The 24,484-nt window shown below is 72.3% G+C and carries 17 protein-coding genes; 8 read left to right on the top strand and 9 right to left on the bottom strand.

All coding sequences use genetic code 11. The features are described from left to right. Positions 1-151: 151 nt before the first annotated feature. Complete coding sequence (locus ACFWVE_RS04565; RefSeq protein ID WP_384008184.1) at positions 152-1,651, top strand: helix-turn-helix domain-containing protein; 1,500 nt, start codon at positions 152-154, stop codon at positions 1,649-1,651. Between the two features lie 6 nt (positions 1,652-1,657). Here ACFWVE_RS04565 and ACFWVE_RS04560 read toward each other — a convergent pair whose 3' ends face one another. Beyond that, positions 1,658-3,400: a pyruvate dehydrogenase gene (locus ACFWVE_RS04560; protein WP_384008146.1), complete on the bottom strand. Its 1,743-nt coding sequence runs from the start codon at positions 3,398-3,400 to the stop codon at positions 1,658-1,660. Between the two features lie 77 nt (positions 3,401-3,477). Further along, complete coding sequence (locus ACFWVE_RS04555) at positions 3,478-4,818, bottom strand: protein phosphatase 2C domain-containing protein (RefSeq protein ID WP_384008144.1); 1,341 nt, start codon at positions 4,816-4,818, stop codon at positions 3,478-3,480. Between the two features lie 579 nt (positions 4,819-5,397). Between ACFWVE_RS04555 and ACFWVE_RS04550 the strand changes: the two genes are divergently transcribed. Beyond that, positions 5,398-5,880 (top strand): DUF456 domain-containing protein, encoded by a 483-nt coding sequence (locus tag ACFWVE_RS04550; RefSeq protein WP_384008142.1) that lies wholly within the window; start codon positions 5,398-5,400, stop codon positions 5,878-5,880. A 23-nt stretch (positions 5,881-5,903) separates the two neighbouring features. Here ACFWVE_RS04550 and ACFWVE_RS04545 read toward each other — a convergent pair whose 3' ends face one another. The 5 genes from ACFWVE_RS04545 to ACFWVE_RS04525 form a co-directional block, all read right to left on the bottom strand. Continuing rightward, a complete protein-coding gene (locus ACFWVE_RS04545) occupies positions 5,904-6,449 on the bottom strand; it encodes a methylated-DNA--[protein]-cysteine S-methyltransferase (protein ID WP_384008140.1) in 546 nt (181 codons plus the stop codon). Next, positions 6,446-7,849 carry a bifunctional transcriptional activator/DNA repair enzyme AdaA gene (locus ACFWVE_RS04540; RefSeq protein WP_384008182.1) on the bottom strand — a complete coding sequence of 468 codons (1,404 nt, stop codon included), beginning with the start codon at positions 7,847-7,849 and terminating at the stop codon, positions 6,446-6,448. Before ACFWVE_RS04540 ends, ACFWVE_RS04545 begins: the two co-directional genes overlap by 4 nt. Before the next feature lie 136 nt (positions 7,850-7,985). After that, complete coding sequence (gene rsgA / locus ACFWVE_RS04535; RefSeq protein ID WP_384008138.1) at positions 7,986-9,101, bottom strand: ribosome small subunit-dependent GTPase A; 1,116 nt, start codon at positions 9,099-9,101, stop codon at positions 7,986-7,988. A 294-nt stretch (positions 9,102-9,395) separates the two neighbouring features. After that, positions 9,396-10,922, bottom strand: a complete 1,527-nt coding sequence (locus tag ACFWVE_RS04530; RefSeq protein WP_384008136.1) for a cellulose binding domain-containing protein — start codon at positions 10,920-10,922, stop codon at positions 9,396-9,398. Between the two features lie 260 nt (positions 10,923-11,182). Further along, the gene (locus ACFWVE_RS04525) at positions 11,183-12,508 is read right to left on the bottom strand and encodes a radical SAM protein (RefSeq protein WP_384008134.1); all 1,326 of its coding nucleotides are present in this window, start codon (positions 12,506-12,508) and stop codon (positions 11,183-11,185) included. 296 nt (positions 12,509-12,804) lie between these two features. Here ACFWVE_RS04525 and ACFWVE_RS04520 point away from each other — a divergent pair, with 296 nt between their 5' ends. The 6 genes from ACFWVE_RS04520 (at position 12,805) to ACFWVE_RS04495 (ending at position 21,899) form a co-directional block, all read left to right on the top strand. Further along, the gene (locus ACFWVE_RS04520; protein ID WP_384008132.1) at positions 12,805-14,061 is read left to right on the top strand and encodes an FAD-binding protein; all 1,257 of its coding nucleotides are present in this window, start codon (positions 12,805-12,807) and stop codon (positions 14,059-14,061) included. A 136-nt stretch (positions 14,062-14,197) separates the two neighbouring features. Then, entirely contained in the window at positions 14,198-15,514 is a 1,317-nt protein-coding gene (locus tag ACFWVE_RS04515) for an ROK family transcriptional regulator (protein WP_384008131.1), read from the top strand. Between the two features lie 322 nt (positions 15,515-15,836). Then, a complete protein-coding gene (locus tag ACFWVE_RS04510; protein WP_384008129.1) occupies positions 15,837-17,102 on the top strand; it encodes an ABC transporter substrate-binding protein in 1,266 nt (421 codons plus the stop codon). Between the two features lie 22 nt (positions 17,103-17,124). Further along, entirely contained in the window at positions 17,125-18,087 is a 963-nt protein-coding gene (locus tag ACFWVE_RS04505; RefSeq protein ID WP_384008127.1) for a carbohydrate ABC transporter permease, read from the top strand. 77 nt (positions 18,088-18,164) lie between these two features. Next, positions 18,165-18,983, top strand: coding sequence for a carbohydrate ABC transporter permease (locus ACFWVE_RS04500; protein WP_384008180.1), 819 nt, complete (start codon positions 18,165-18,167; stop codon positions 18,981-18,983). Positions 18,984-18,995: 12 nt separating this feature from the next. Then, positions 18,996-21,899, top strand: a complete 2,904-nt coding sequence (locus ACFWVE_RS04495; RefSeq protein WP_384008125.1) for a glycoside hydrolase family 2 TIM barrel-domain containing protein — start codon at positions 18,996-18,998, stop codon at positions 21,897-21,899. 166 nt (positions 21,900-22,065) lie between these two features. On the opposite strand, the gene ACFWVE_RS04490 is transcribed toward ACFWVE_RS04495, so the two are convergent. Both ACFWVE_RS04490 and ACFWVE_RS04485 read right to left on the bottom strand, forming a co-directional pair. Beyond that, complete coding sequence (locus ACFWVE_RS04490; RefSeq protein ID WP_384008123.1) at positions 22,066-22,596, bottom strand: hypothetical protein; 531 nt, start codon at positions 22,594-22,596, stop codon at positions 22,066-22,068. After that, complete coding sequence (locus tag ACFWVE_RS04485; RefSeq protein ID WP_384008122.1) at positions 22,578-24,314, bottom strand: PHP domain-containing protein; 1,737 nt, start codon at positions 24,312-24,314, stop codon at positions 22,578-22,580. Before ACFWVE_RS04485 ends, ACFWVE_RS04490 begins: the two co-directional genes overlap by 19 nt. Positions 24,315-24,484 lie beyond the last annotated feature (170 nt).

Raw genomic sequence — 24,484 nt, 5'->3', positions numbered from 1 at the left:
GGAGCATCCGCCGTCCCGGGTGGCAGGCGCAAGCGCCGGTGGCCGTTCCCCGGGCATGGAACCATCCCAGCCCGTCTGACGTGCAGGTATATGGAGTGCCTGGGATGCCGTCCCGGGCCCGTCCGGTCCAACGAGTGTGCGCGGGGTGAAGGTGTCGACACAGGACGACGTGGCGGAGTTCGCGGCTCGGCTGCGGGAGCTGAAGGAACGTACGGACCGCAGTTACGGCTCGCTGGCCCGCCGCCTGGACATGAACACCTCGACGCTGCACCGCTACTGCGCGGGCGAGGCGGTCCCCCTCGACTTCGCTCCGGTGGAACGCTTCGCCGCCCTGTGCGGGGCCTCGGGCGCGGAACGCCTGGACCTCCACCGCCACTGGCTCCTGGCCGTCGCGGCACGGCAACGACCACGAGCGGGAGAGACGGCGGCGGAGGCCGTGGGCACTCCGCCCGCCACCCCGGCTCCGGTCACCGAGCCCACGAACAGCCGTCCCGCAGAGGCGCTCAGTGGCGACGGTGCCGGTGCCGGTGCCCACGATGACACCGGGACCGGCACGGACACCGCTGCCGGGATCGCCCCCGGAACCGGTCGAACGCCCCCGGACGCGGGCGCCGTCACCGGTCCTCGTCCCCCGGTCGGCCGCCCCCTCCCCCGCCCCTGGTACCGGCGCGAACGCGTCGCGGGTGTCCTGGCCGTCGCATGTGCGTCACTCGCCGCCGTGGGCACGCTGGCCGCGCTGCCGGACGGCCACCGTTCCTCCCCCGACGACACCTCCCGGGCCACCGCCGACTCCCTACCGACCGCCTTCGTGGACCCCACGGCCCCGGGCCTGCGTACCCCGTCGCCGCCCGCCTCCGCGTCCGCCTCGTCCGGACGCCCGGAGCGCTCGCCGGACGGCTCCGGAACCGGGCGTGAGCCGTCCGGCCCGGCCGCTCCCGGCGGCACCTTCGGAAGTTCCGCGGGGAGCGGCTCCGACGGCTCCTCGGGCGGCTCCTCCAGCGGCTCGTCCGGGGGCTCCTCCGCGCCCGCCGGCACGCCTCTCGCCTGGACCGTCGATTCCCAGGCCTGGGCGCACGGCTGCGGTCACGACTACGTCGTCGCCAAGCCGCCCGCCCAGGTGCCGCCGCCCCCGGTCCCGCAGGACGCCGGTACCTGGGCGGCGACGCAGGCGGCGGTGCACGGGGGCGAGACGCTCGTGAAACTGTCCGTACAGGGGACGTCGGACACGGCGGTCGTCCTCACGGCGCTGCGGGTCCGGGTGACCGGCCGCACCGACCCCGCTCCGGGCAACGCGTACGCCATGGACCAGGGCTGCGGCGGCGCCCTCACCCCGCGGTACTTCGCGGTGGACCTGGACAAGGACCGGCCGATCGCCCGCGCGGTCGCCGGGAACGACGCCGGTACGCCGGTCCCGGCGGTCCGTATGCCCTACCGGGTCTCCGCGGAGGATCCGGAGGTGCTGGAGGTGACCGCCACGACCGCGGGCTGCGACTGCCGCTGGTTTCTGGAGCTGGACTGGTCCTCGGGCGGCCGCTCCGGCACCGTCCGGATCGACGACGGCGGCCGTCCGTTCCGCACCAGCGGCATCGAGGGGCTGCCCCGCTACGAGTACGACACCTCCAATCGCCGCTGGACACCCCGAACCGGCTGAACGCCCTTACGGGCGCGGCATGTTGCGCAGGTTGGAGCGCGCCATCTGAAGCATCCGGCCGACCCCGCCGTCCAGCACCATCTTCGACGCGGACAGTGCGAAGCCGGTCACCATCTCGGCCTTGATCTTCGGCGGGATGGACAGCGCGTTGGGGTCGGTGACGACGTCGACGAGGGCCGGCCCCTTGTGCTTGAACGCGGACTTGAGTGCCCCGGCGAGGTCCTTCGGCTTCTCCACCCGCACCCCGTACGCGCCGCACGCGCGGGCGACGGCGGCGAAGTCCGTGTTCTTGGTGGCGGTGCCGTGCGAGGGCAGTCCGGCGACCAGCATCTCCAACTCGACCATGCTGAGGGAGGAGTTGTTGAAGACGACGACCTTCACCGGCAGGTCGTACTGGACGAGGGTGAGGAAGTCCCCCATGAGCATGGCGAATCCGCCGTCACCGGACATCGACACGACCTGCCGCCCCTGGTCGACGAACTGGGCCCCGATCGCCATCGGCAGCGCGTTCGCCATCGAACCGTGCGAGAACGAACCGATGACCCGGCGGCGGCCGTTGGGCGAGATGTAGCGGGCCGCCCAGACGTTGCACATCCCGGTGTCCACGGTGAACACCGCGTCGTCGTCGGCGAGTTCGTCCAGGAGGGAGGCCACGTACTCGGGGTGGACCGGCACGTGCTTCTCCACCTTGCGCGTGTATGCCTTCACCACCCCCTCCAGCGCGTCCGCGTGCTTCTTCAGCATCCGGTCGAGGAACCTGCGGTCGTCCTTGCCCTTGATCCTCGGGGTCAGACAGCGCAGCGTCTCCCGCACGTCGCCCCACACCGCGAGGTCCAGCTTCGAGCGCCGGCCGAGGTGCTCGGGCCGCACGTCGACCTGGACGATCTTCACGTCGTCGGGGAGGAAGGCGCTGTACGGGAAGTCGGTGCCGAGCAGGATCAGCAGGTCGCACTCGTGGGTGGCCTCGTAGGCGGCGCCGTATCCGAGCAGCCCGCTCATGCCGACGTCGTACGGGTTGTCGTACTGGATCCATTCCTTGCCGCGCAGGGCATGCCCGACCGGGGACTTGATCTTCTGGGCGAGTTCCATGACCTCGGCGTGCGCGCCCTGGGTGCCGCTGCCGCAGAAGAGGGTGACCTTCCCGGCCGAGTCGATCATGTCGACCAGGCGGTCGATCTCGGCGTCGCCGGGGCGGACCGAGGGGCGGGAGGTGACCAGGGCGGTCTCGACGGCCTGGTCGGGGGCTGCATGGTCGGCGATGTCACCGGGGAGGGTGACGACGCTGACGCCGGAGCGGCCGACCGCGTTCTGGATCGCGGTCTGGAGCAGCCGGGGCATCTGCTGGGGGTTGGAGATCATCTCGCTGTAGTGGCTGCATTCGCGGAACAACTGGTCGGGATGGGTCTCCTGGAAGTAGCCGAGGCCGATCTCGCTGGAGGGGATGTGCGAGGCGAGGGCGAGGACCGGGGCCATGGACCGGTGGGCGTCGTACAGCCCGTTGATGAGGTGGAGGTTGCCGGGCCCGCAGGAGCCGGCGCAGGCGGCGAGACCGCCGGTGATCTGCGCCTCCGAACTGGCGGCGAAGGCGGCGGTCTCCTCGTGCCGGACGTGGACCCAGTCGATGGCGGAGTTGCGGCGCACGGCGTCGACGACGGGGTTGAGGCTGTCGCCGACGACGCCGTAGAGGCGCTTGACTCCCGCGCGGGTCAGGATGTCGACGAACTGTTCCGCGACGTTCTGTTTGGCCATGGTTCCCAGGTGCCCCTTCGGTGTCCGTGAATCCCCCGGATCTCCGTCCGGGTTCCATGGAGGCACACCCGGCGCGTTCACGCCTCCCAGACGGCGGCGGCCGTACGGTCGTCCGCGTATCCCTTGACCCGTACCTGGGTGTCGGCGAGGAACGCGGCGAGGCCCGGCGGCCCGGGGCTGGACCACCGCCTGGCCAGGTGGGCGCGGAGTTCCTCCTCGCCGCGCAGCGGGTCGGCGAGGCCGGGACTGCACAGCAGGAGGGTGTCACCCTCGCGGGCGACGGACGTACGGAAACGGAAGGGTTCGCGCAAAGGGCCGGGGGCGGGCTCGTACGGGCTCGGGGGTGCCGGTATGCCGAGGTCCATGGTGAGCCGGTCGCCCTCGGGGGTCTCGGAGGGCGGCGAGCCGAAGCCGAGCACGGCCCCGCCCCTGGTCTCGGCGGCCTCCGGCTCGATGTCCTGCCACGTCCCCTCCCGCAGCCGGAACAGTCCGCCGTGGCCGACGCCGAAGAAGACGCGGGTCCGGCAGTCGGGGTCGGCGGGCAGCAGCAGGCAGCGCAGGGTGGCCGCGTAGGCCTCGGGTCCGAGGCCCTGCTCGGCGGCGCCCGCGCGGAGCCTGCCGAGGGTGCGGTCGGTGAGGCGGTGCAGCCCCGACTTGAGGTCGCCGCGCCGGCCTGCCCTGATGTCCTCGGCCAGGCGGGCGTGGCTGAGGCCCACCGCCTTGCCGATCCACCGACAGGCCTCGGCGGCCGCGCGATGTGCCCCGGGGGCGCCCCGTACGCCGGTGGCGACCGCCACCAGCACCAGGGCCCGGTCCCCGCTGCCGAACCGGGCGGTCAGCAGGGCGTCCCGCCGCAGTTCGCCCCGGTACCGCGCGGAGTCGCCGCGTACGGAGGCCGCCCGCAGGGTGCAGGCCCCGTACTGGGCGCCGTCGAGCACGGTGTCCGGGACCAGATCGTCCAGTTCGTGGGGGTCGGCGGCGGGCAGCGCGGTGGGCTCGGCGTCGTAGGTGGGCGGCCGGGAGCCCACGTGGCCGCGCGGCGGGGGCGGCGGCTCCGCGGGCGGGACGAGGCGCGGGGCCCGGGGGTCGGGGGGAGCGTCGGTGGGGGTGGGGTCGGGTGGGGCGCCAGGGGGTGGTGCGTCGGCGGGCGGTGCCGGGGGTACGGGCGGGAGGGGCGCGTGGGCGGGAAACGCGGGGGTGCCGGTCACCGAGGTCGTGCGGCCCGGCGGGGGCCAGGCCTGCGGTGGCCCTTCCGGCGTGCGGGGCGTCCCCCCGTTCACCGTGTCGGCCGCGGAGTCGAAGCGGTCGTCCAGGGAATCGGGCGCGGGCGCGGAGCCCGTGTCGCCTGTGGCGCCGTCGTACAACTGCCCCCACCAGTCGTCCTCGTGACCGGTGGACCGGCCCCCCTGCTCGCTCATACCTTGAATTGTCCACCGCGCGGGCCCGATGAAAACGGAGCATGGGAAAATCCGTTCCCTGCGCCGCGCGGCATACGGCACACCGGCCACTCGGGACGTACGGGGCACTCCCGTGCGATGTGAGGGGTCGTCAACTGCTTGCCGGGAGGCGTGCACCAGGGTGGTGCAACTCGATCGTGTGAGGGTCGGATTCCGTGCTTGCGGCATCCTGGGCCGTCCGGGTCAACGTGGTCGTGCGATCCGGGACGCCGGGTACGGCGCCGGTGAGCGGGCCCCTGCTCCACCGGAGTGATGGTTCAGGGCCTCCCCGTCGCCTCCGGCCGTATCCATGTGCCCAGGCCGTACAGGGAGCCGGCCTCCCGGGATCGGACCACGCACGGGATGCGTGTCGCCGCCCCGGGGTCGAGTACGCCGGTGACCCGGGGGTGCCTCCCGCGCCCTTGAGGCAGTGGGGGAGCGTCCAGGACCGCTCGGGGCGTGCGGCCGGGCAGACTCACTTCTGCTCGGTCCGGAGGAACGGTCGGTGCGGGTCCCCGTACCTGGTCTGCGCCTTCGACCGTCCTCCGGCACCCTGGACAGATGGGAGCGTGGGATCTCCTGCTGACCGGACTGGTGATCCTGTTCGGTCTGTGCGGAGTACTGCTGCCCGGGGTGCCGGGGTCGTGGCTGGTGTGGGCCGCGGTCATGTGGTGGGCGCTGGAGGACCCGCGGCCCGTGGCATGGTGGGTGCTCGTCGGCGCGACGGTCGTCCTGCTCCTGTCCCAGGTGGTCCGCTGGACCCTGCCACCCCGGCGGCTCCGGGCCGCCGGCGTCGACGGACGGGTGCTGGCGTACGCGGGCGCGGGGGCGTTCCTGGGCTTCGCCCTGTTGCCCGTCCTGGGCGCGGTCCCGGGTTTCGTGGCCGGGATCTACACCTGCGAGCGGGTCCGCCTGGGCCGCCACGGCGAAGCGGTGACGGCGACACGTACGGCGATGCGCTCGGGTGGCTGGAGCGTGCTGGCCGAACTGTTCGCCTGCCTGCTGATCACGGCGGCATGGCTCGTCACGGTCGTCTGGAGATGACCCGCCGGCCGCTCGGTCCGCGGCTACGGCCGCAGGGCTCCTTCGTGGGTGAGCAGGCGGACCTTGCGGTCCAGGCCGCCAGCGTATCCGGTCAGCGTCCCGTCGGCGCCGATCACCCGGTGGCAGGGGCGCACGATCAGCAGCGGGTTCGCGCCGATCGCCCCGCCGACGGCCCGTACGGCGGCCCTGGGGGCGCCGATCCGCGCGGCGATCTCGCCGTACGACACGGTCGCCCCGTAGGGGACGTCACCGAGCACGGCCCAGACCTTCTCCCGGAAGGGGGTGCCCGCGGTGTGCAGCGGCAGCCGGAAGTCCTTGAGCTCACCGGCGAAGTACGCGGCGAGCTGCTCCTCGGCCGCACGGAACGGACCCGGGTCCTGCCGCCAGACCTCCCGCACACTGCGCCCACCCTTCTGCCCGGGCACGGAGAGCGAGGTCAGCGCCCCGTCCGGGCCGGCGGTGAGAAGCAGTTGCCCGAGGGGGCTGTCGACCCTGGTCCAGTACGTGTCCGTGTCCGTGCCTGTGTCGGCCATGCCGCCGTTCGCCATCGTGGTCGTGGTCGTGTTCATGAGTACTCCAACTCCCCTGCCGCGCGCAGGTGGTTCAGGGCGTATGAGCGCCAGGGGCGCCAGCTGTCGGGCAGGTCGGGGCCGGGCAGGGCCACGTCCGGGTCGCCGAGCGCACGGGTGCGGATCTCGGTGATGGTACGGGCCTCCAGGCCCGGAACGCCGGTCAGCGTGTCCGCGGCCTCGTCCCGGTCGGCGCCGGGGTCGAGCCGTACGGCGCCGTCGGCGAGGGCGGCGGTGAGCGCGCCCAGGGTGCCCCCGGGTTCGGCTCCGGCGAGGACGGCCGGTTCGGGGAAGAGGTGGGTGAGGGTGCCGCAGGGGGCGTCGAGCGTCTTGCCGTACCGCTGGACCAGCCGTGCGGCCTCGTCGCGGCCCACCAGGGCCCGTACGGCGAGTTCGGCGGGGTCTGCGGTGCCCGGCGAGCGCAGTCCCGGCCGGGCGGCGACCAGCGGGGCGAGCCGCGCGTCGGCGCCGAGCCGTTCGTCGACGGCGTACGGGTCCGCGTCCAGGTCGAACAGGCGGCGCAGCCGCTGTACGGCGGTGGTCAGGTCGCGGAGGTCGGTGAGGTGGATCCGGGCGTCGAGCCAGCCGCCGGGGTGGGCTCCGGAGCCGGTGCGGACGGCGCCGGGGTGTTCGCCGACGGCGGTGATGCCGGTGCCGTACGGAAGCCGGAGGGTGCGCCGGTAGGTGCGGGTGCCCGGGGTGCCCGTGACGTCCTCGACGCCCGGGACGGCCTCGCGTTCCAGCAGGTCGAAGACGGGTCCGGGCGGGTACGGGCCGCGGTGGGCGAGGCGCAGGGGGACACCGGCGGCGGGGGTGGCGGTGCGGTGGTCGAGCCGGCCGCCCCGTGGCGCGGCGGCACGCAGTTCACTGGGCGTGGCGGCGTACACGGCCCGCACGGTCTCGTTGAACTGCCGCACGCTGGCGAACCCGGCGGCGAAGGCGATCCCGGTGACCGGGAGCGTGGTGGTCTGCAGGAGCACGCGCGCGGTGTGCGCGCGTTGCGCCCGGGCGAGCGCGACGGGTCCGGCGCCGAGTTCGCCGGTGAGCTGGCGCTGTACCTGGCGGGCGCTGTAGCCGAGCCGTGCGGCCAGTCCGGCGACGCCTTCGCGGTCGACGACGCCGTCGGCGATCAGCCGCATGGCCCGGCCCACGACGTCGGCGCGTACGTTCCACTCGGCGGAGCCGGGGACGGCGTCCGGACGGCACCGCCGGCAGGCCCGGAACCCGGCGCCCTGCGCGGCGGCGGCGGTCGGGAAGAACCGCACGTTGCGTCGCTTGGGCGTGACCGCGGGGCAGCTGGGACGGCAGTAGATCCCGGTGGTCCCGACGGCGAAGAAGAACGCCCCGTCGAACCGTCCGTCCCGGCTGCGCACCGCCTCGTAACTGCTGTCCTCGTCCATCACGCCGTCCAGTCTCCACCGGCCGGAGGGGTCCGGCTGGCGGAAATCGGACATGAAGGCACAGGAGGGTGAGCGGCCGCCCGGGAGTCGACGGACGGCCGCTGCCGGAGCTCGGGCAGGCACCCTGTGACCGGTGTTACCGCCGGCTGCTGTTGCCGCCCCTCTTCGCCTCCATGGCGGCCCTGCCGATCGCCCCCTTCCGTTTCCAGTCCTTGCGGATCTCGGCGCGGAGGCGTGCGTCGGTCTTGGCGACGATGCGCCGGTTCTCGCGGAGCAGTTTGCGGTAGCTCTCGAGGCGGCGTTCCGGAAGGGCGCCGCTCCCGACGGCCTCGAGGACGGCACAGCCCGGCTCGCTCTCGTGGGCGCAGTCGTGGAAGCGGCAGCCCTCGGCGAACTCCTCGATCTCGGAGAACACCTGGCCGACACCGTGGCCGGCGTCCCAGAGGCCGACGCCCCGCAGGCCCGGGGTGTCGATGAGGACGCCCCCGCCGGGGAGGGCGAGCAGGTTGCGGGTGGTGGTGGTGTGCCGGCCCTTGCCGTCGACGTCGCGGGCGGCCCGTACGTCCATGACGTCCTCGCCGAGGAGCGCGTTGGCGAGGGTGGACTTGCCGGCGCCGGACTGGCCGATCAGGACGGACGTACCACCGGCGGCGATGGCGGTGAGGACATCGAGCCCTTCCCCGTCCTGGGCACTGACGGCGAGCACCGGCACGCCGGGCGCGCTGGTCTCCACGTCCTGGACCAGGTGCGCCAGCGTCACCGCGTCCGGCACGAGGTCGGCCTTGGTGAGCACGACCACCGGCTGCGCCCCGGACTCCCAGGCGAGCGCGAGGAACCGTTCGATCCGGGCCAGGTCCAGCTCGACGGCGAGCGAGACGGCGATGACGGCGTGGTCCACGTTGGCGGCGAGGATCTGCCCCTCGGACCGCTTGGACGAGGTGGACCGCACGAAGGCGGTACGCCGCGGAAGGCAGGCCCGCACATACCTCGGCGTGCCCCCGTCCGGGTCGACGGCGGCCCAGTCCCCGGTGCACACGACCCGTAGGGGGTCGTGCGGAGTGACGAACGCGGTGTCGGCCCGCACGGTCCCGTCACCGGTGACGACATCGCACTGTCCACGGTCAACCCGCACCACACGGCCGGGCAGCAGCCCTTGCTCGCCGTACGGGAAGAACCCGGCCTCCCATTCCTCGTCCCAGCCGAAGGGAGCGAGAGGATGCGGGGAAACGGACAGAGAAGAAGAGAGGTTCAAGGGAAACCCTTCGAAGGGCGGCCCCGGCACCGCGCATCACAGGCGCGGCAGCAGAAGAGGTGTCAGCCGAGGGCCACGGAGGTGGGATGAACGAACGTCCGGATGCAGACAGCACCCATCACGGAGACAGTCATCGGTCGCACCTCCCTTTCACCACACACGCACCAACGGCGACAGCAGCCGACGGCCCTGCTCACTTCCGCGCCCAGAGTAAAGCGCCGATCAGCCGGACGGCCACTCCTTTTCCGCACCCGCCCGCGCCCCGCCACCCGGCACGGGCGCCGTCGGGCCGCGTCATCCGGTCGCGCAGGGGTGACCGTTGAGGGTGATGTCGGCGGGCGGGGAGTTCTTGCCGGTCCAGGAGGCGAGGAAGCCGAAGGCCAGTTTTCCGCCGGCGGGGACCGTCCTGTTGTAGTCGGCGGGGGTGGCGGTGACGCGGGAGCCCTTCTGGCTCGCTTCGGCGTCCCACATCTGGGTCACGCGCTGGCCGTCCCGGAAGGTGAAGGTGACGCGCCAGGAGTCGAGGGGCGCTGTCGTGGTGACGGTCAGGGTGGCCTGGAAGCCGTCGGGCCACTGGTTGCCCAGGTCGTACGTGGCCCGGCAGACGGCCGGTTCGCCGGCGGGCGCGGTGGTCCGGGGCGGGGGGGCCGTGGCGGAGGTGCTGCCCTGCGGTTCGGGGTCGGGGCGGGGGCCGGAGTCGGTGTCGGTGTCGGGGGCCGGCCGGTCCGGGGCGCGTCCGTCGGCGGGGGGTTTGTGAGCGTCGCCGGGTGCGGCGCCGGAGGCCGAGGCGGGTGGAACGGCGCCGGGGCCCGCGGGCGGGTGCGGATCCGGGTTGGCCACCGCCTGGCGGTCGGCGTCGGGGCGGGTCGCGCTGTCTCCCTCCGCGCCGCCGAACTGTGTCAGGGAGACGGCGAGTGCGACTCCCGACACCAGGACGACGGCGACCATCAGCCGGTTGCGGACGACGCGCGCCCGGTCCGATCCGTCGGCCGGGGCTCGGCCCGCGCCGGGTCCGTCGGGGCGGCCGGGGCCGAGGCGCGCCTCGGCCGCGCGGCGGCGGCGCTCCAGGTAGGCGAGGCCGCCCCAGCCGATGACGCCGCCGGTGAGCGCGACGGGCAGTCCGCCGCCGTGCATCCGCAGGCAGGCCGCGGCCTCGGCGCACTGCACGCAGAGGGCGAGGTGCCGGGACAGGTCGTCGGGGGTGTCGGCGGCGGGTGAGCGGGTGACGGCGTCCAGCAGCCGGGCGTAGCTGCGGCACTCCGCGTCCATCGGGGAGTCGAGGTGGTTGCGGTGGCAGCGGTCCCGGAACAGGCGGCGGACCTGGGTGAGTTCGTCCGCGGCGGTGGCGGGGTCGAGGCCGAGCCGGCGGGCCACCAGGGGCAGCGGCAGGGACTCCGCCTCGGCCAGCCAGAGGAGTTCGGCGTCGGCCTGCTGCAGATCGCGCAGTCCACGCAGGGCGACCGGGCGGCTCAGCGGCGGTCCGGTGTAGCGGGCGGCCTTGTCCGAGTGGAGCCACAACCGCAGGTCAGGATCGAGCCGGTGCCCCTGTCCGGTGTCCTCCCAGTCCGCGGCAGTGGTGCGAACGGAGGCCAGCAGCAGGGGTATTCGGGGCAGCCTGGAGGAGCGGCGACCGGTGCCGCGCACGGTGCTCGCCTCCGCCTCGCGCACCTCCCGTATGCCTTGTGCGAACGCCTCGCGCGCGAGTTGCGCGGCGGCGGTGGAGCCGGCCGTGCAGAGATCGGCGTACGAGAGCACCGCGTCCCAGCACTCGGAGAACAATGCTGCCTCGGTGGCGTCCTGAGGGGCCGGCAGGTCGGGCATGAGTCTCCTGCATCCACGAACGAGGTCAACTCGCCATTCTGAAAGCGCAGTTGGGGAAACCCTCGGGGCGATGGACGAGCTTTTCACGATCTCGACACAACTGACAAGCACTGTCTCCGCTTTGGGCGGCACGGCGGAAGGCGTGCACGCCCTCGCGCACGCTTCCCGCCGGAGGATACGCAAGGAAGGCCGGAACGTCTCGGTTCCGGCCTTCCCTGTTTTCCCGTTTCCCGCTCAGGCGCTCTTGGCCCTCGCACGTCTCACGCCTCGACGGGCTCCTTCGCCGGGAGACTGTCCATGAAGGAGCTGACGGAGAACACCGCGCGCCCCGGTCCGGGCTCACCGTAGCCGGGGGGTGAGGACAGGCCGAAGTCGTCCATCGTGGCGCGGTAGGCCTCGAGCAGCCGGATGTGGTACTCCAGCGGCGCGCCCTGCGGGTTGGCCTTGCCCAGCGGGGTCGTCGGCTCGGGGCACCAGGTGGTGAAGCGGGGTGTGATGCCGTGCGACATGAAGAAGCGCAGGCCCTCGGTGGTGGAGGCGATGGCCTCGTCGACCGTGGTGAAGCCGGAGGGCTCGGCCATCTCCACGCCCGCCACGAAGTTCGGGATCACGTTGCGCGCGCCGAAGATGTCCGCGGAGTCCAGGATGCGCTTGTGCCACTCGTCGCGGCCGACGTAGCGCTCCTTGCCGGGGCAGTACAGCTCGAACAGGCGGCGGTCCCACACCTCGTAGTTGGGATGGTAGATCTGCACGCCGTAGTCCTTGAAGCGCTGCACGTCGTCCCTGGGCAGCGCCTGGGCGACGACCTTGCCGATCCAGCGGCCGGGGAAGCGCTCCTCGATGGCCTTGGCGTAGTGGCCGTAGAAGTCGGCCTCGTCACGGCCGGCGACCGTCTTGGTGATCGCGCCGCCGGTCAGCGTGTAGGCGGTGGACGCCTTCGCCGTGTCGTACCGGTCGATGATCTCCAGCGCCTCGAGGACCTCCTCGACGTCCTTGACCCCGGTGTAGGGGCGGCCGGCCGCCTTGTGCTGGCGCCAGTTGTGGTTGATGTCGCAGTACTGGCACTCCTCCTTGGCGCCGAAGTACTGGCAGACCCGGAAGACGGTCAGGTAGATCAGGTAGCCCCACTGGATCGTGGGAGCGACCTCCATGACGGACTTCCCGTTGGAGAGGGTGTGCCGGTAGTACTCGGGCATCGGCGGCACGCCGACGTCCGAGATGCGCTTCCCGTCGAGGTAGAGGCCGAGGACCCCGTCCTCGTTCGCCGCGACCCGGTAGGGGGAGGCCGGGTTCACCCTCACGGAGACGACGGTGCGGCGCAGGTCGTAGGGGCCGCCGGTGAGGATGATCTCCTCGGGCGGGCGCCGGAGCGCGGCTTCGCCCAGCTCGGGCAGCGTGCCGTGGTCGAAGGAGAAGATGAAGTACGACTTCGGTTTGACCTCACCGCCCTCGTTGTCGCTGAGGGCGGACGGATCGAAGGCGACCCCGCCCCGGAGCAGGTCCTCCTTGAAAACGGCCTCGCGCGGCACATGCGGGAACCGCTCCATCAGATCCTCGACCAGCGCGGTACGGCTGCCGCTGCCCATCCCGTGTCTCCTTCCGGCTCGGACGTACGACTCCCGGCTCGGACGTACGACTCCTCACGGTATGCCCCCGCCCGTCGGTCCGTGGTGCCGGGGCCCCCGACGTGACGTGGGGCACTTCCCGGACCTGCGAAGACAGGACGTCCTGCGGGTCGCCCGGTGGGCTTCGGTGCCGCGGGGGCGCCCCGTGCGCGCCCCCGCGGGAAGCGGAAGGGCGGGCCGGGCGACGCCTGCCCCGGGGCGCGCGATAAATTCCGGCGGGGACCTTTTCGGTCCCGCACCTCGGGGAAGGACGACCGATGACCGGGACCGTGACCAACTGGGCGGGCAACATCACGTACGCCGCCAAGGAGCTGCACCGCCCGCACACCCTGGACTCGCTGCGCGCGCTGGTGGCCGGGAGCAGCCGGGTGCGGGCTCTGGGCAGCGGGCACTCCTTCAACGAGATCGCCGAGCCGGGCGAGGCCGGCGTCCTGCTCTCGCTCGAGGGCATGCCCGCGCAGGTCGACGTGGACACGGCGGCCCGGACGGTACGGGTGGGCGGCGGCGTGCGGTACTCGGAGCTGGCCCGCCGCGTGCACGAGCGAGGGCTCGCGCTGCCGAACATGGCGTCGCTCCCGCACATCTCGGTGGCCGGTTCGGTCGCCACCGGCACGCACGGCTCCGGGGTCGGCAACGGTCCGCTCTCCTCGGTGGTGCGCGAGGTGGAGCTGGTCACGGCGGACGGCTCGACGGTACGGATCGGTCGTGCGGACGAGGCCCGGTTCGGCGGGGCGGTCACCTCGCTCGGGGCGCTGGGCGTCGTCACGGCGCTCACCCTGGACCTGGAGCCGGCGTTCGACGTCGAGCAGCACCTGTTCACCGAGTTGCCGCTGGCCGGGCTGGACCTCAACCTCTTCGAGACGGTGATGTCGGCCGCGTACAGCGTGAGCCTGTTCACCGACTGGGGGGCGCCGGGGTTCCGGCAGGTGTGGGTGAAGCGGCGTACGGACCAACCGCTGCCGGACTTCCCCTGGGCGCCGCCCGCGACCGAGAAGCTGCACCCGGTGCCGGGCATGCCGGCGATCAACTGCACGGACCAGTTCGGCGTGCCGGGTTCCTGGCACGAGCGGCTGCCGCACTTCCGCGCGGAGTTCACCCCGAGCAGCGGGGCGGAGCTGCAGTCGGAGTACCTGCTGCCGCGCAGGTTCGCCGTCGACATGCTGCATACGATCGACAGCATCCGGGAGACGATCTCCCCCGTGCTGCAGACCTGCGAGGTGCGGACCGTGGCCGCCGACGGCCAGTGGCTCAGCCCCTCCTACGGCCGGGACACCGTGGCCGCCCACTTCACCTGGGTGGCGGACACGCCCGCGGTGCTGCCCGTGGTCCGGCGGCTGGAGGAGGCGCTGGCCCCCTTCGACGCGCGGCCGCACTGGGGGAAGGTGTTCACCACCCCGGCGGCGAAGCTGCGCGCCCTCTATCCGCGGCTCGGCGACTTCCGGGCCCTGGCCCGGTCACTGGACCCGGCGGGCAAGTTCAGCAACGCGTTCGTGCGGGACGTCCTGGGCGACTGACCCGGCCCCGGCCCCGGCACCGCCCCGACTTCGTACAGCCCCTTTCCGAACCCCTTGTCGAACGTCGGCACCGGCCATAGCCTTGCCGCGCGCCGGTGCCGACGCCGCCCGGCACGGCAGGGCGGGCACTGCAGGGATGGGGGCACCTCCGGTGAAGCGCACCTCGCGGGACATCCGTACCGCCAACCGCTACGAGGTGCTGCGCCAGATCATCGCCGAGTCCCCCACCTCACGGCAGGAGCTGGCGGCCGCCACCGGGCTCAGTCTCGCCACGGTCGCCACCCTCGTCGGCGAGCTGCTCGGCCTCGGCATGATCGTCGAGGTCGGTTTCGAGGACTCGGCCGGCGGGCGTCCGCGCGGTCTGGTGGCCGTCGACGCGGCGGGCGGTGCCCTGATCGGCGTCGACCTCGCCGAGACGTACGTCCGGGTCGAGCTGTTCGACCTCGCGCTGAACGTGCTGGCCCGCGCCGGCGAGGAGATGCGCCCCGGCGAGAACCGGCCCGAGCAGGTCGTGGGCCATGTGGTGTCGGCGGTCGGCTCGGTGGTGGAACGGGCCGGGATCGAGTCCGCGCGGGTGCTCGGGGCCGGGGTGAGCGTGCCGGGCCAGGTGGACCGTGCCACGGGCGTCTGCGAGTACGCGCCGAACTGGGACTGGCACGACGTGCCGCTGCTGGACCTGCTCGCCGAGCGGATCTCCCATCCGCTGTACCTGGACAACCCGTTGCGCGCCTGCGCGGTGGCCGAGCTGTGGTTCGGGGCGGCGCGCGGGCACGGTGACGCGGTGGTGGTCAACCTCGGGACCGGGGTGGGCGCCGGGCTCGTGCTGGGCGGCGGAGTGCACCGCGGGGTCAGCAACAGTGCCGGCGAGTGGGGGCACACCACGCTCGTCCTGGGCGGGCGCCCCTGCCACTGCGGCAATCGCGGCTGCGTCGAGACGTACACCGGGGCTCCGGGGATCATGCTGAACCTGCGGGAGGTGAGCCCGCACAGCCCGCTGCTGCGTCCCGACGACCAGACAGCCACCGTCGACGCCCTGGCACGGGGGGTGGGCTCGGGCGACCCGGTGGCGGTCAGGGTCCTTGAGGACACCGCCCGTTACCTCGGTGCCGGGATCGCCGACCTGATCAACCTGTTCAACCCGGAGGTGGTCGTGCTCAGCAGCTGGGTCGCGGCCGCGTTCGGGGAGCGGCTGCTCGACGCGGTGCGCGAGGCCGTCACCCGGCACGCGCTGCGCCGCCCGCTGGCCTCCACCCGCATCGTGCTCTCCCCGATTCCCACCGATCCGGTCTGCCTGGGCGCGGCGACGTTCGCACTGGAGGGCGCGTTGCAGGCGGCGCGGAAGAAGAACGGCACACGCGTCACCGCGCCCGCGCGCACCCGCGCCACCGGCGGCAACAGCGGCTCCGACAGCTCCGACAGCTCCGACAGCTCCGGCGGCAGCGGCAGGCCGTAGCGTCCCTCGCGCCACGTGCGTCCCGAGCGTCAACGCCCTTGCCCTGTCGACCCGTTCGTCATTCCGAACGAGGTGCAACGCTTCGTACGGGCTTTGCCCAACCCCTTGCCGAAGCCTTAGCCGAAGGTTAACGTCCGGCACCGCAAGGCCTTTCCGTGCCGCCCGCCGCACCACCGCCGGAAGCCGTTCGCCGTTCGCCGCAGATCCCTCTGCTCCGCGCGCACTGCCCCGTACCGCCGCCGCCCGCACTTCCCCGCACCCGCCCGGGGCACCTGCTCCACCCACCTGCCTTCCGAGCCGTACTCGAGACAAGGACGTCGACATGTCGGCATTGAGTACTCACCACTGGGACCGCCGTTCCGTACTGCGGGCGGCCATGGGTCTGGCTGCCGTCGGCGGACTCGCCGCGTGCGGCGGCAACACCGGCCGGGACGGCGGTTCGGGGTCGGGCAAGCGCCTGGTCCAGTACTTCCACGCCTACGGCGAGGCCGGCACCGAACAGGCCGTCAGGCGCTACGCCAAGGCCTACAAGGAGGCCGACGTGACCACGCAGTGGATCACGGGCTCCAACTTCGAGAGCAAGCTGTTCGCCTCCCTGCTCACCGACAAGGCCCCGGACGTCTTCGAGTTCCATCCGCAGATCCAGCTGGTCAGGAGCGGTCAGGTGGCGGACCTGACCGACCTGGTCGAGCCGGTGAAGGACGACTTCAACCCGGCCGACATCCAGTCGCACACCGTCGACGGGAAGATCTACGGGGTCCGGATGATCGACGACCCGCAGTTCTTCTTCTACCGGAAGTCGATGTTCGAGAAGGCGGGCGTCGGCGTCCCCGCCACACTCGACGATCTCCTCGCGACAGCGGCCGAGCTGACCACGGACAAGGTCAAGGGCATCTATCTGGGCAACACCCTGCACCCGGTCGTCAACCCGATGATCTGGGCGTCCGGCGCCGACACCCTCGACGAGAAGAACGAGATCGCGTACCACACGGACGCGGTGGTCGGGGGCTTCCGCACCCTGCGCAAGCTCTTCACCAGCGGCGATCTGCTGCTTGACGCGCCGACCGACTTCTGGGACCCCTCCGCGCTCAACCAGGGGCTCACCGCCATCCAGTGGTGCGGCATGTGGGCGATGCCGCAGATGCAGGAGGCGCTCGGTGACGATCTCGGGATCTTCCCCTTCCCGAAGGTCACCGACGCGGGCAAACCGGCGGTCACCAACGGCGGCTGGTCGATGTTCGTCAACGCGAAGGGCAAGAACGTCGAGGCGGCCAAGGAGTACGTGAAGTGGCTGTGGATCGACCAGAAGGAGTACCAGGAGGACTGGTCGCTCTCCTACGGCTTCCACATCCCGCCGCGCACCTCGATCGCCCGGTCCGCCGACAAGCTCAAGTCGGGCCTGCCGGCCGAGGGCGTCAGGCTGTTCAACGAGTTCGGGCACTTCGACAACATCGGCTGGACACAGGCCATGATCACCGCCCTGGAGGACGTCCTCGCCGACTGCGTCCGCAAGGGCGGTGACCCTCAGAGCGCGCTCGACAAGGCCGACACGACGGTCGACCGCGAACTGCAGAAGCTGTTCGGATAGACCGCGGACGGGCAGCGACGAGATGCCGACCACCACCGCGCGCGGTGCCACCCGCCACGCCCCGGCCATGGGCTCCCCCCGGCCGCGGCGGCCGCTGCGGACCAGCAGCACCTTCAACTTCTGGCTGTTCACCGGGCCCTTCCTCCTCGGCCTGCTGATCTTCGTCTACGTGCCGATCCTGTGGAGCGCGTGGCTGTCCTTCTTCGAGGCCCGGTACACCGTCACGCCCAGCGAGTTCACCGGCTTCGAGAACTACCGGGTCATGCTGACGGACGACCGGTTCATGGGCTCCCTCGGTACCTTCACGGTGTTCGCGGCGCTCATCGTCCCGACCACCTGGGCGCTGTCGCTGGCGCTCGCGCTCGCGGTGAACCGGCTGCGGTTCATGCGGGCCTTCTTCCGCTCGGTCTTCTTCCTGCCGACGGCGGTGAGTTATGTCGCCGCCTCGCTCATCTGGAAGATGTCCATTTTCAACGGGGTCCGCTTCGGTCTGGCGAACACCGTGCTCGGTGTGTTCGGCGTGGACAACACCGCGTGGCTGGCCGACCCGAACCCGCCCTGGTACTGGCTGGTCATCGTGACCGTACGGCTGTGGCTCCAGGCGGGCTTCTACATGATCCTGTTCCTGGCCGCGCTGCAGAACATCCCGCGCGAGCTGTACGAGGCGGCCGCCATCGACGGGGCCGGGCCCGGCTGGCAGACGTTCAGGTACATCACACTGCCGCAGTTGCGCGCGACCTCGACGGCCGTGATCCTTCTGCTGCTCGTGGCCGCGTACCAGGCCTTCGACGAGTTCTTCAACCTGCTGAACAAGACCACGTGGGGGCGCCCGCCGCTGGTCGAGCTGTACCACAAGGCCCTGGGCGACAACCAGGACTACGGCGCGGGCAGCGCGGGCGCGCTGATCCTCACGCTGCTGATCTGCCTGGTGACGCTGTTGCAGGGCCGGTTCATGGGCTTCGGCCGGGAGGAGGACGCCAGGTGACTTCCGGTACGCCGAAGACGGCGGGACCCGGGCCGAACCGGCCGAACCGGCCGAACCGGGGCGGCCCGCGCGGCAGCGTGCTCGGGTCCGCGGGCCTGTACGCCGCGACCGGCCTCGCCGCGCTCCTCTTCCTGGTCCCCTTCTACCTGCTCGTCCGAGGCTCCCTGTCCACCGATCCCGAGATCACCGGCGAGGAGTGGGCGTTCTTCCCGTCGGACATCCAGTGGGGCAACATCACCGAGCCGTTCGACGACCCGACGGTCGACTTCGCCCGGTCGCTCTGGAACTCGGCGGTCGTCGGAACACTGCATACGGTCGGCACTCTGCTGGTCTGTTCGCTCGCCGGGTACGGGCTGGCCCGCATCCCGTACCGGCACGCCGGCAAGGTCTTCTACGCCGTCCTGGGGACCCTGATGGTGCCGACGGCGGTCACCTTCGTACCCAGTTTCGTGCTCGTGTCGTCGCTCGGCTGGGTGGACAGTTACCGGGGTCTGATCATTCCGGGCCTCTTCAGTGGTTTCACGTGCTTCCTCTTCCGGCAGTACTTCCTGGGGTTCCCGAGAGAGCTGGAGGAGGCGGCGCGGGTGGACGGACTCGGTTACTGGGGCGCGTACTGGCGTGTGGTCGTCCCGAACTCGCTGAACTTCTTCGCCGCCATCGCGACGATCACCTTCATCAGCGGCTGGAACTCCTTCCTGTGGCCGCTCGTCATCGGCCAGGACCCGAGCGCCTGGACCGTCCAGATCGCCCTCTCCTCCTACATGACCAACCAGACCGTCAACTTCCATCTGATCTTCATGGCCACGGCCATTTCCATCCTGCCCCTGGTCTGCGTCTTCCTGTTCCTCCAGCGCTGGCTCGTCCAGGGCATCGCGCAGACCGGCATCAAGGGCTGATCCAGGAGACCGATGTCTTTGCACACGCACACCACGGTGACCGACTACGTGGAGGACGTCTCCCCCGGCCGCGGGACCCTTCCCCCGCGTGCCCGGTACACGTCCTCGGACGCGGCGTCCCTTTCCCTGAACGGCAGGTGGCGGCTGCGCCTGTCGGCGACCGCCGACGCCGAGGACGACGCGTTCAGCGTGCCCGGCTACGATGCCGGCGACTGGGCGGAGGTGACCGTTCCCGGCCACTGGGTCCTCCAGGGCGACGGCGCCTTCGGGGCCCCCGCCTACACCAACCACCTCTACCCGTTCCCCGTCGATCCGCCGTACGTCCCCACCGAGAACCCGACCGGCGACCATCTGCGCCTCTTCGACCTGCCGAAGGGCTGGCCCGCCCCGGCCGAGGGGGACGACGCCGTGCTGCGCTTCGACGGGGTCGAGTCCTGTGCCCGGGTGTGGCTGAACGGCACGGACATCGGGGAGTTCAAGGGCTCGCGGCTGCCGCACGAGTTCGCGGTCGGGGCGTTGCTGAAGCCCGCCGGGAACGTGCTCGCGGTCCGCGTCCACCAGTGGTCGGCCGGTTCGTACCTGGAGGACCAGGACCAGTGGTGGCTGCCCGGCATCTTCCGTGACGTGACGCTGCTGCACCGGCCGGCGGGCTGCGTCGGCGACTTCTTCGTGCACGCCTCCTACGACCACGTCACCGGCGAGGGCACCCTGCGCGTCGACGCCGACACCGACTCCGGTGCCGGCGGGCGGGTGACCGTACCGGAGCTGGGCATCGACGTCGCGACCGGGGAGAGTGTGACGCTGCCGGTCGATCCCTGGTCGGCGGAGACCCCACGGCTCTACGACGGGGTGCTCGCCACGGCCGGTGAACGCGTCCGGCTGCGCGTGGGGTTCCGCACCGTCGCCCTGGAGGACGGCCTGCTCAAGGTCAACGGCAGGGCGGTCCTCTTCAAGGGCGTCAACCGGCACGAGTGGCACCCCGAGCGGGGCCGCGCGCTCGACGTGGACACCATGCGCGAGGACGTGCTGCTGATGAAGCGGCACAACATCAACGCCGTCCGCACCTCCCACTACCCTCCGCACCCCGCCTTCCTCGACCTGTGCGACGAGTACGGGCTGTGGGTCGTCGACGAGTGCGACCTGGAGACCCACGGCTTCGTCGAGCAGGACTGGCGCGACAACCCCACCGACGACGAACGCTGGACCCCCGCCCTGCTCGACCGCGCCGCCCGCATGGTCGAGCGGGACAAGAACCACCCGTCGGTCGTGATGTGGTCGCTCGGCAACGAGGCGGGCACCGGCCGCGGTCTGACCGCGATGGCCGACTGGATCCACTCACGGGACCCCGCCCGCCCGGTGCACTACGAGGGCGACATCGACTGCCGTGACACGGACGTCTACTCGCGGATGTACCCGCCGCACGCCGAGGTCGAGCGGATCGCCCGCGGGCTCGACGGCGGCTCCCGCCGGCGCCGTCGGCTGCCGTTGATCCTCTGTGAGTACGCGCACGCCATGGGCAACGGCCCCGGCGGACTCGCCGACTACCAGTTTCTGTTCGAGCGGTACGACCGGCTCCAGGGCGGCTTCGTCTGGGAGTGGATCGACCACGGCGTACGGCACCCCACGCTCGGCTACGCGTACGGCGGCGACTTCGGCGAGGAGCTGCACGACGGCAACTTCGTGTGCGACGGGCTGCTGTTCCCGGACCGTACGCCGTCGCCGGGGCTGATCGAGTACAAGAAGGTGATCGAGCCCGTCCGCATCGAGGCCGGTGGGGTGGACGGCACCGTGCGGGTGACCAACCGGTACGACTTCGCCGACCTGTCCCATCTGGAGTTCGAGAGCTCCTACCAGATCGGCGGGCTGCCGGCCGGTGCGCACCGCCTCACCGTGCCCGCGCTGGCCCCCGGTCGGTCTGCGGAGGTCGAGCTGCCCGAGGCGCCGGACGGAAAGGGCGAGGAGGTCCAGTGGACGGTGCGCGCGCTGCTCGCCGACGACACCGCCTGGGCGGACCGGGGCCACGAAGTGGCATGGGCGCAGCGGACGGTGGCCCCTCGTGCCCCCGTGGCCGCCGCGACCGGCGTGCGGCCCGCCGTCGGGAGAGACGGGATCACGCTGGGCCCGGCCTCCTTCGACGCCCGCACCGGCACGGTGCGCACGATCGCCGGTGTTCCTGTGAGCGGTCTGCGCCTGGACGTGTGGCGGGCGACGACCGACAACGACGACGGCGCACCCTGGCAGTCGGACACCCGGTACGGCCTGCTCTGGCGTGAGCTGGGCCTGCACCGCATGCGGCACCGGCCGGTCGCCGTCGAGACGGACGGCGACGCCCTGGTCGTGCGGACCCGGGTGGCGCCCGCCGGCCGGGAGGTGGGTCTGCGGACGGCGTACCGCTGGACGTCCGACGGTACGCACGTGCGGCTGACCGTCTCGGTCGTGCCGGAGGGTGACTGGCGGGTACCGCTGCCCAGGCTCGGCATCCGCTTCGGGCTGGAGGGCTCACCGGAGAATGCCGCCTTCTGGTTCGGCGGCGGGGGCGAGGCGTATCCGGACACCAGGGCCGCGTCCAAGGACCTGCTGTGGAACGCGAGCGTCGAGGATCTTCAGACGCCCTACGTCCGCCCGCAGGAGAACGGCGCGCGGGCCGACGTGCGCTGGGTGGAGCTGGGCGGCCTGCGGATCGACGGCGATCCCGAGTTCTGGTTCACGGCCCGGCCCTGGACCACCGAACAACTGGACGCGGCCCGGCACCTCACCGACCTCGTCCCCGGTGACACGGTGTGGGTGAACCTCGACCACGCCCAGCACGGCATCGGCTCGCAGTCCTGCGGTCCGGGCCCGCTCCCGCGGTACGTGCTGGGGGCCGAGCCCGCGGAGTTCTCGTTCGTCTTCTCCGCGCGGCCGGGTTCCGGCTGAGTCGGGCGGACCGCCTCCCGCCGGGCGCAGGAACGCCTGCGCCCGTTCGGCGACAGGGCCTGGCCCCGCCCGGGTACCGGCCCGCACGCCCCCGGGGCGGCCCGGCGGTGCGGGGCCGCCCCGGGGGGGCGTGGGCGTGCGGGCGTGCGGACCGGGGGTGCCTCGGTCAGTGGTCCGCGCAGCAGGGCGTGGGGTCCGGGTACTCGAAGGGGACGAGGGTGCCGCCGACGGCGGGTGCGGCGGCGAGGACGAGTGCGCCTCCCTGCCACTGCGGCCGGACGTGATCCCGCGTCACCATCCGTGATTCCGGGTCGGGTTCACCCGGTACCCCGAGGACCGTCACGCGGTCGATGGCCGAGCCCGCGAGCAGTTCGGCGACCGTCATCGTGCCGGTGAGCGCCGAGGCCCCCGGGTAGAGGACGGCACGGCCCACTCCGTCGGGCGGGCCGGCCGACAGGTCGCCGTGTCCGGCCGCGGCGAGCCGCGCCCACGTGGTGCGCAGGTGCGGTTCCGACGGCAGGGTCAGGGAGACGGCGACACGCGGACGGTCGCCGCGCACCAGGTGCGTACAACCGAACGTGCCCTCCGGCAGGTCCAGTTCGGCTGCCAGCCGCTGGAGCAGGTGGTCGGCGCTGCGCAGGTCGCCGGTGCCCGCGTCGACGGTGACGGTGTACGGCGTCACGAGGGCAGGACCCACACGGGGTTGGTGTAGAACCACAGGTCGCGCCACGGGTCGGCGTCACCGACGACGTCGATGGCGGGACCGACCGGGTCGACCTTGGCGCCCATCGCGCCGACGGCGGTGCGGTTGCCGTCGGAGCCGCGCAGCCGGACGTACAGCGGGCGGTCCACGCGGCCGAGGTCGTACGTGACCCGGACCGTGCCGGCCGTCTTGTCGATGTCGTACGAGCGGGTGACCTTCGCGGTGGGCGCGGTGAAGGTGTCCTTGTCGGCGACGGGGCCGGTGACGTCGCCCTGGATGACGTCCACGCGGGCCAGCTTCGGTATGAAGCCCGCCCAGTTGGTGCCGCCCGCGAGCGTCACGTCGGCGGTCAGCGTGACCTTGGTGCCCTTGCGCACGTGCAGCGCGCCGCCGAGGGTGGCCCAGCGGCTCCCGCCGGAGACCCGGACGTCGAGGCCGCTGATGAGCTGGCCGTGGTCGACCCAGATGCGGCCGGCGCGGATGCCGTCCATGACGGCGGCGTAGGAGAAGCCGTCGGCGCCGACGTGGGTGCGGCTGTACTGGCCGGGCCAGAAGTCGCCCTCGGTGACGTCGATCTGTCCGCCGTAGACGGGGTCCGGGTAGCGGCCGTCGGTGGCGAAGTCGCCACCCGTGCCGCGGGCGCCGGTGTCGGCGTAGACCTGGTGGGAGTCGGAGTTGGCGGTGATCCACCAGGGGCGGCCCTCGGCGAGGAGGCTGTCCCACAGGCCGCCGACGGTGGCGGTCATCCAGTCGAAACCGCCCCAGGTGCGGTAGCTCTCCAGCGGGTAGCCGGCGAAGGAGTTGGCGCCGGGGCTGCCGTCGTAGATGCCGCGGGCGCGGCCCATGCCGAGGGGCTTGGGCAGGCCGGCCGCCTGGTGGCCGGGGGCGCCCTCGAAGCCGACGGCGATCTGGTGCTTCGCCGACGTGGCGTCGCGCCAGGCACGGATCTCGTGCGGGGAGTCGATGCCCTTGCGCGCCGGGTGGTTGGCGAGCATCAGGGCGTCCTGCACCTTGCGCCGCTTCACCTGCTCGGCGAGGAACTCCAGACCCGCGATGGCGAGGGCCTCGTTGGCGGGGGTGGAGTTGGACGTGCCGTTCACGCTGCCGTCGTAGTCGTTCTCGAACTGCTTGAGGACGGAGACCTCGTTGCGGCCCGGGTGGACGAAGACGGTGCCGTGCTCGGCGGCCGGGATGTTCCACTCCAGGCCCTGGAAGACCAGCGTGTCCTCGTGTGCGGCGCGGGCCTCCTTGATGTCGGGGTTGACCTTCTCGACGCCGATCTTGGCGTGCGTGACGCTGCCGTGGTCGGTGATGACCAGCCAGTCCATGCCGTGCTTGGCGCCCTGGCGGACCTGGTCGACGACCCGGTACTTGCCGTCGCTGCTGTACTGGGTGTGGATGTGGTGGTCGCCGGCCAGCCACAGGAAGCCCTTGCCCTTGCCCCGGCCACTGCCGTGTGCGCCGGCCTGGGCGGGGGCGGCGGCCGCGGTGTTCGTGGACAGCACGCTGCCGGCCGCGAGCCCGGCACCGAGCAGCCCGGCCCGGCGCAGGAGGGTACGGCGCGACTTCTGCTCCGGGGAGAGGGCCTCGTCGGGCACGGAGGTGTCGAAGGCGGCGGGCAGCGGCGCCGTCGCCTCGTGCTGGTGGTCGTCTCCGTGGTGATGGTGCGGCCCGTGTGCGTGCCCGTGGCCGTGCGTGTGCCCGTGTCCCATATGAGTGCCTCCTGGATGCCACCGGTGGGGGCGGCTGTCTTTCGCGGCGTGACCACGCCGCGTGTGGAGGATCGAGGCCCCGCGTGAACGCCGTACGACGTGGGAGTGAGCTGCACATGCCCCGCGCACGGCGGCTCGCCGCACCCGCCCGCCCCGTAGCTCTGGGTCGC

It is taken from the genome of Streptomyces sp. NPDC058632, assembly GCF_042717095.1.
Taxonomy (GTDB): Bacteria; Actinomycetota; Actinomycetes; order Streptomycetales; family Streptomycetaceae; genus Streptomyces.
Note: the sequence above shows the minus strand (reverse complement) of the source record. Positions and strands in the feature narration are given on the sequence as shown.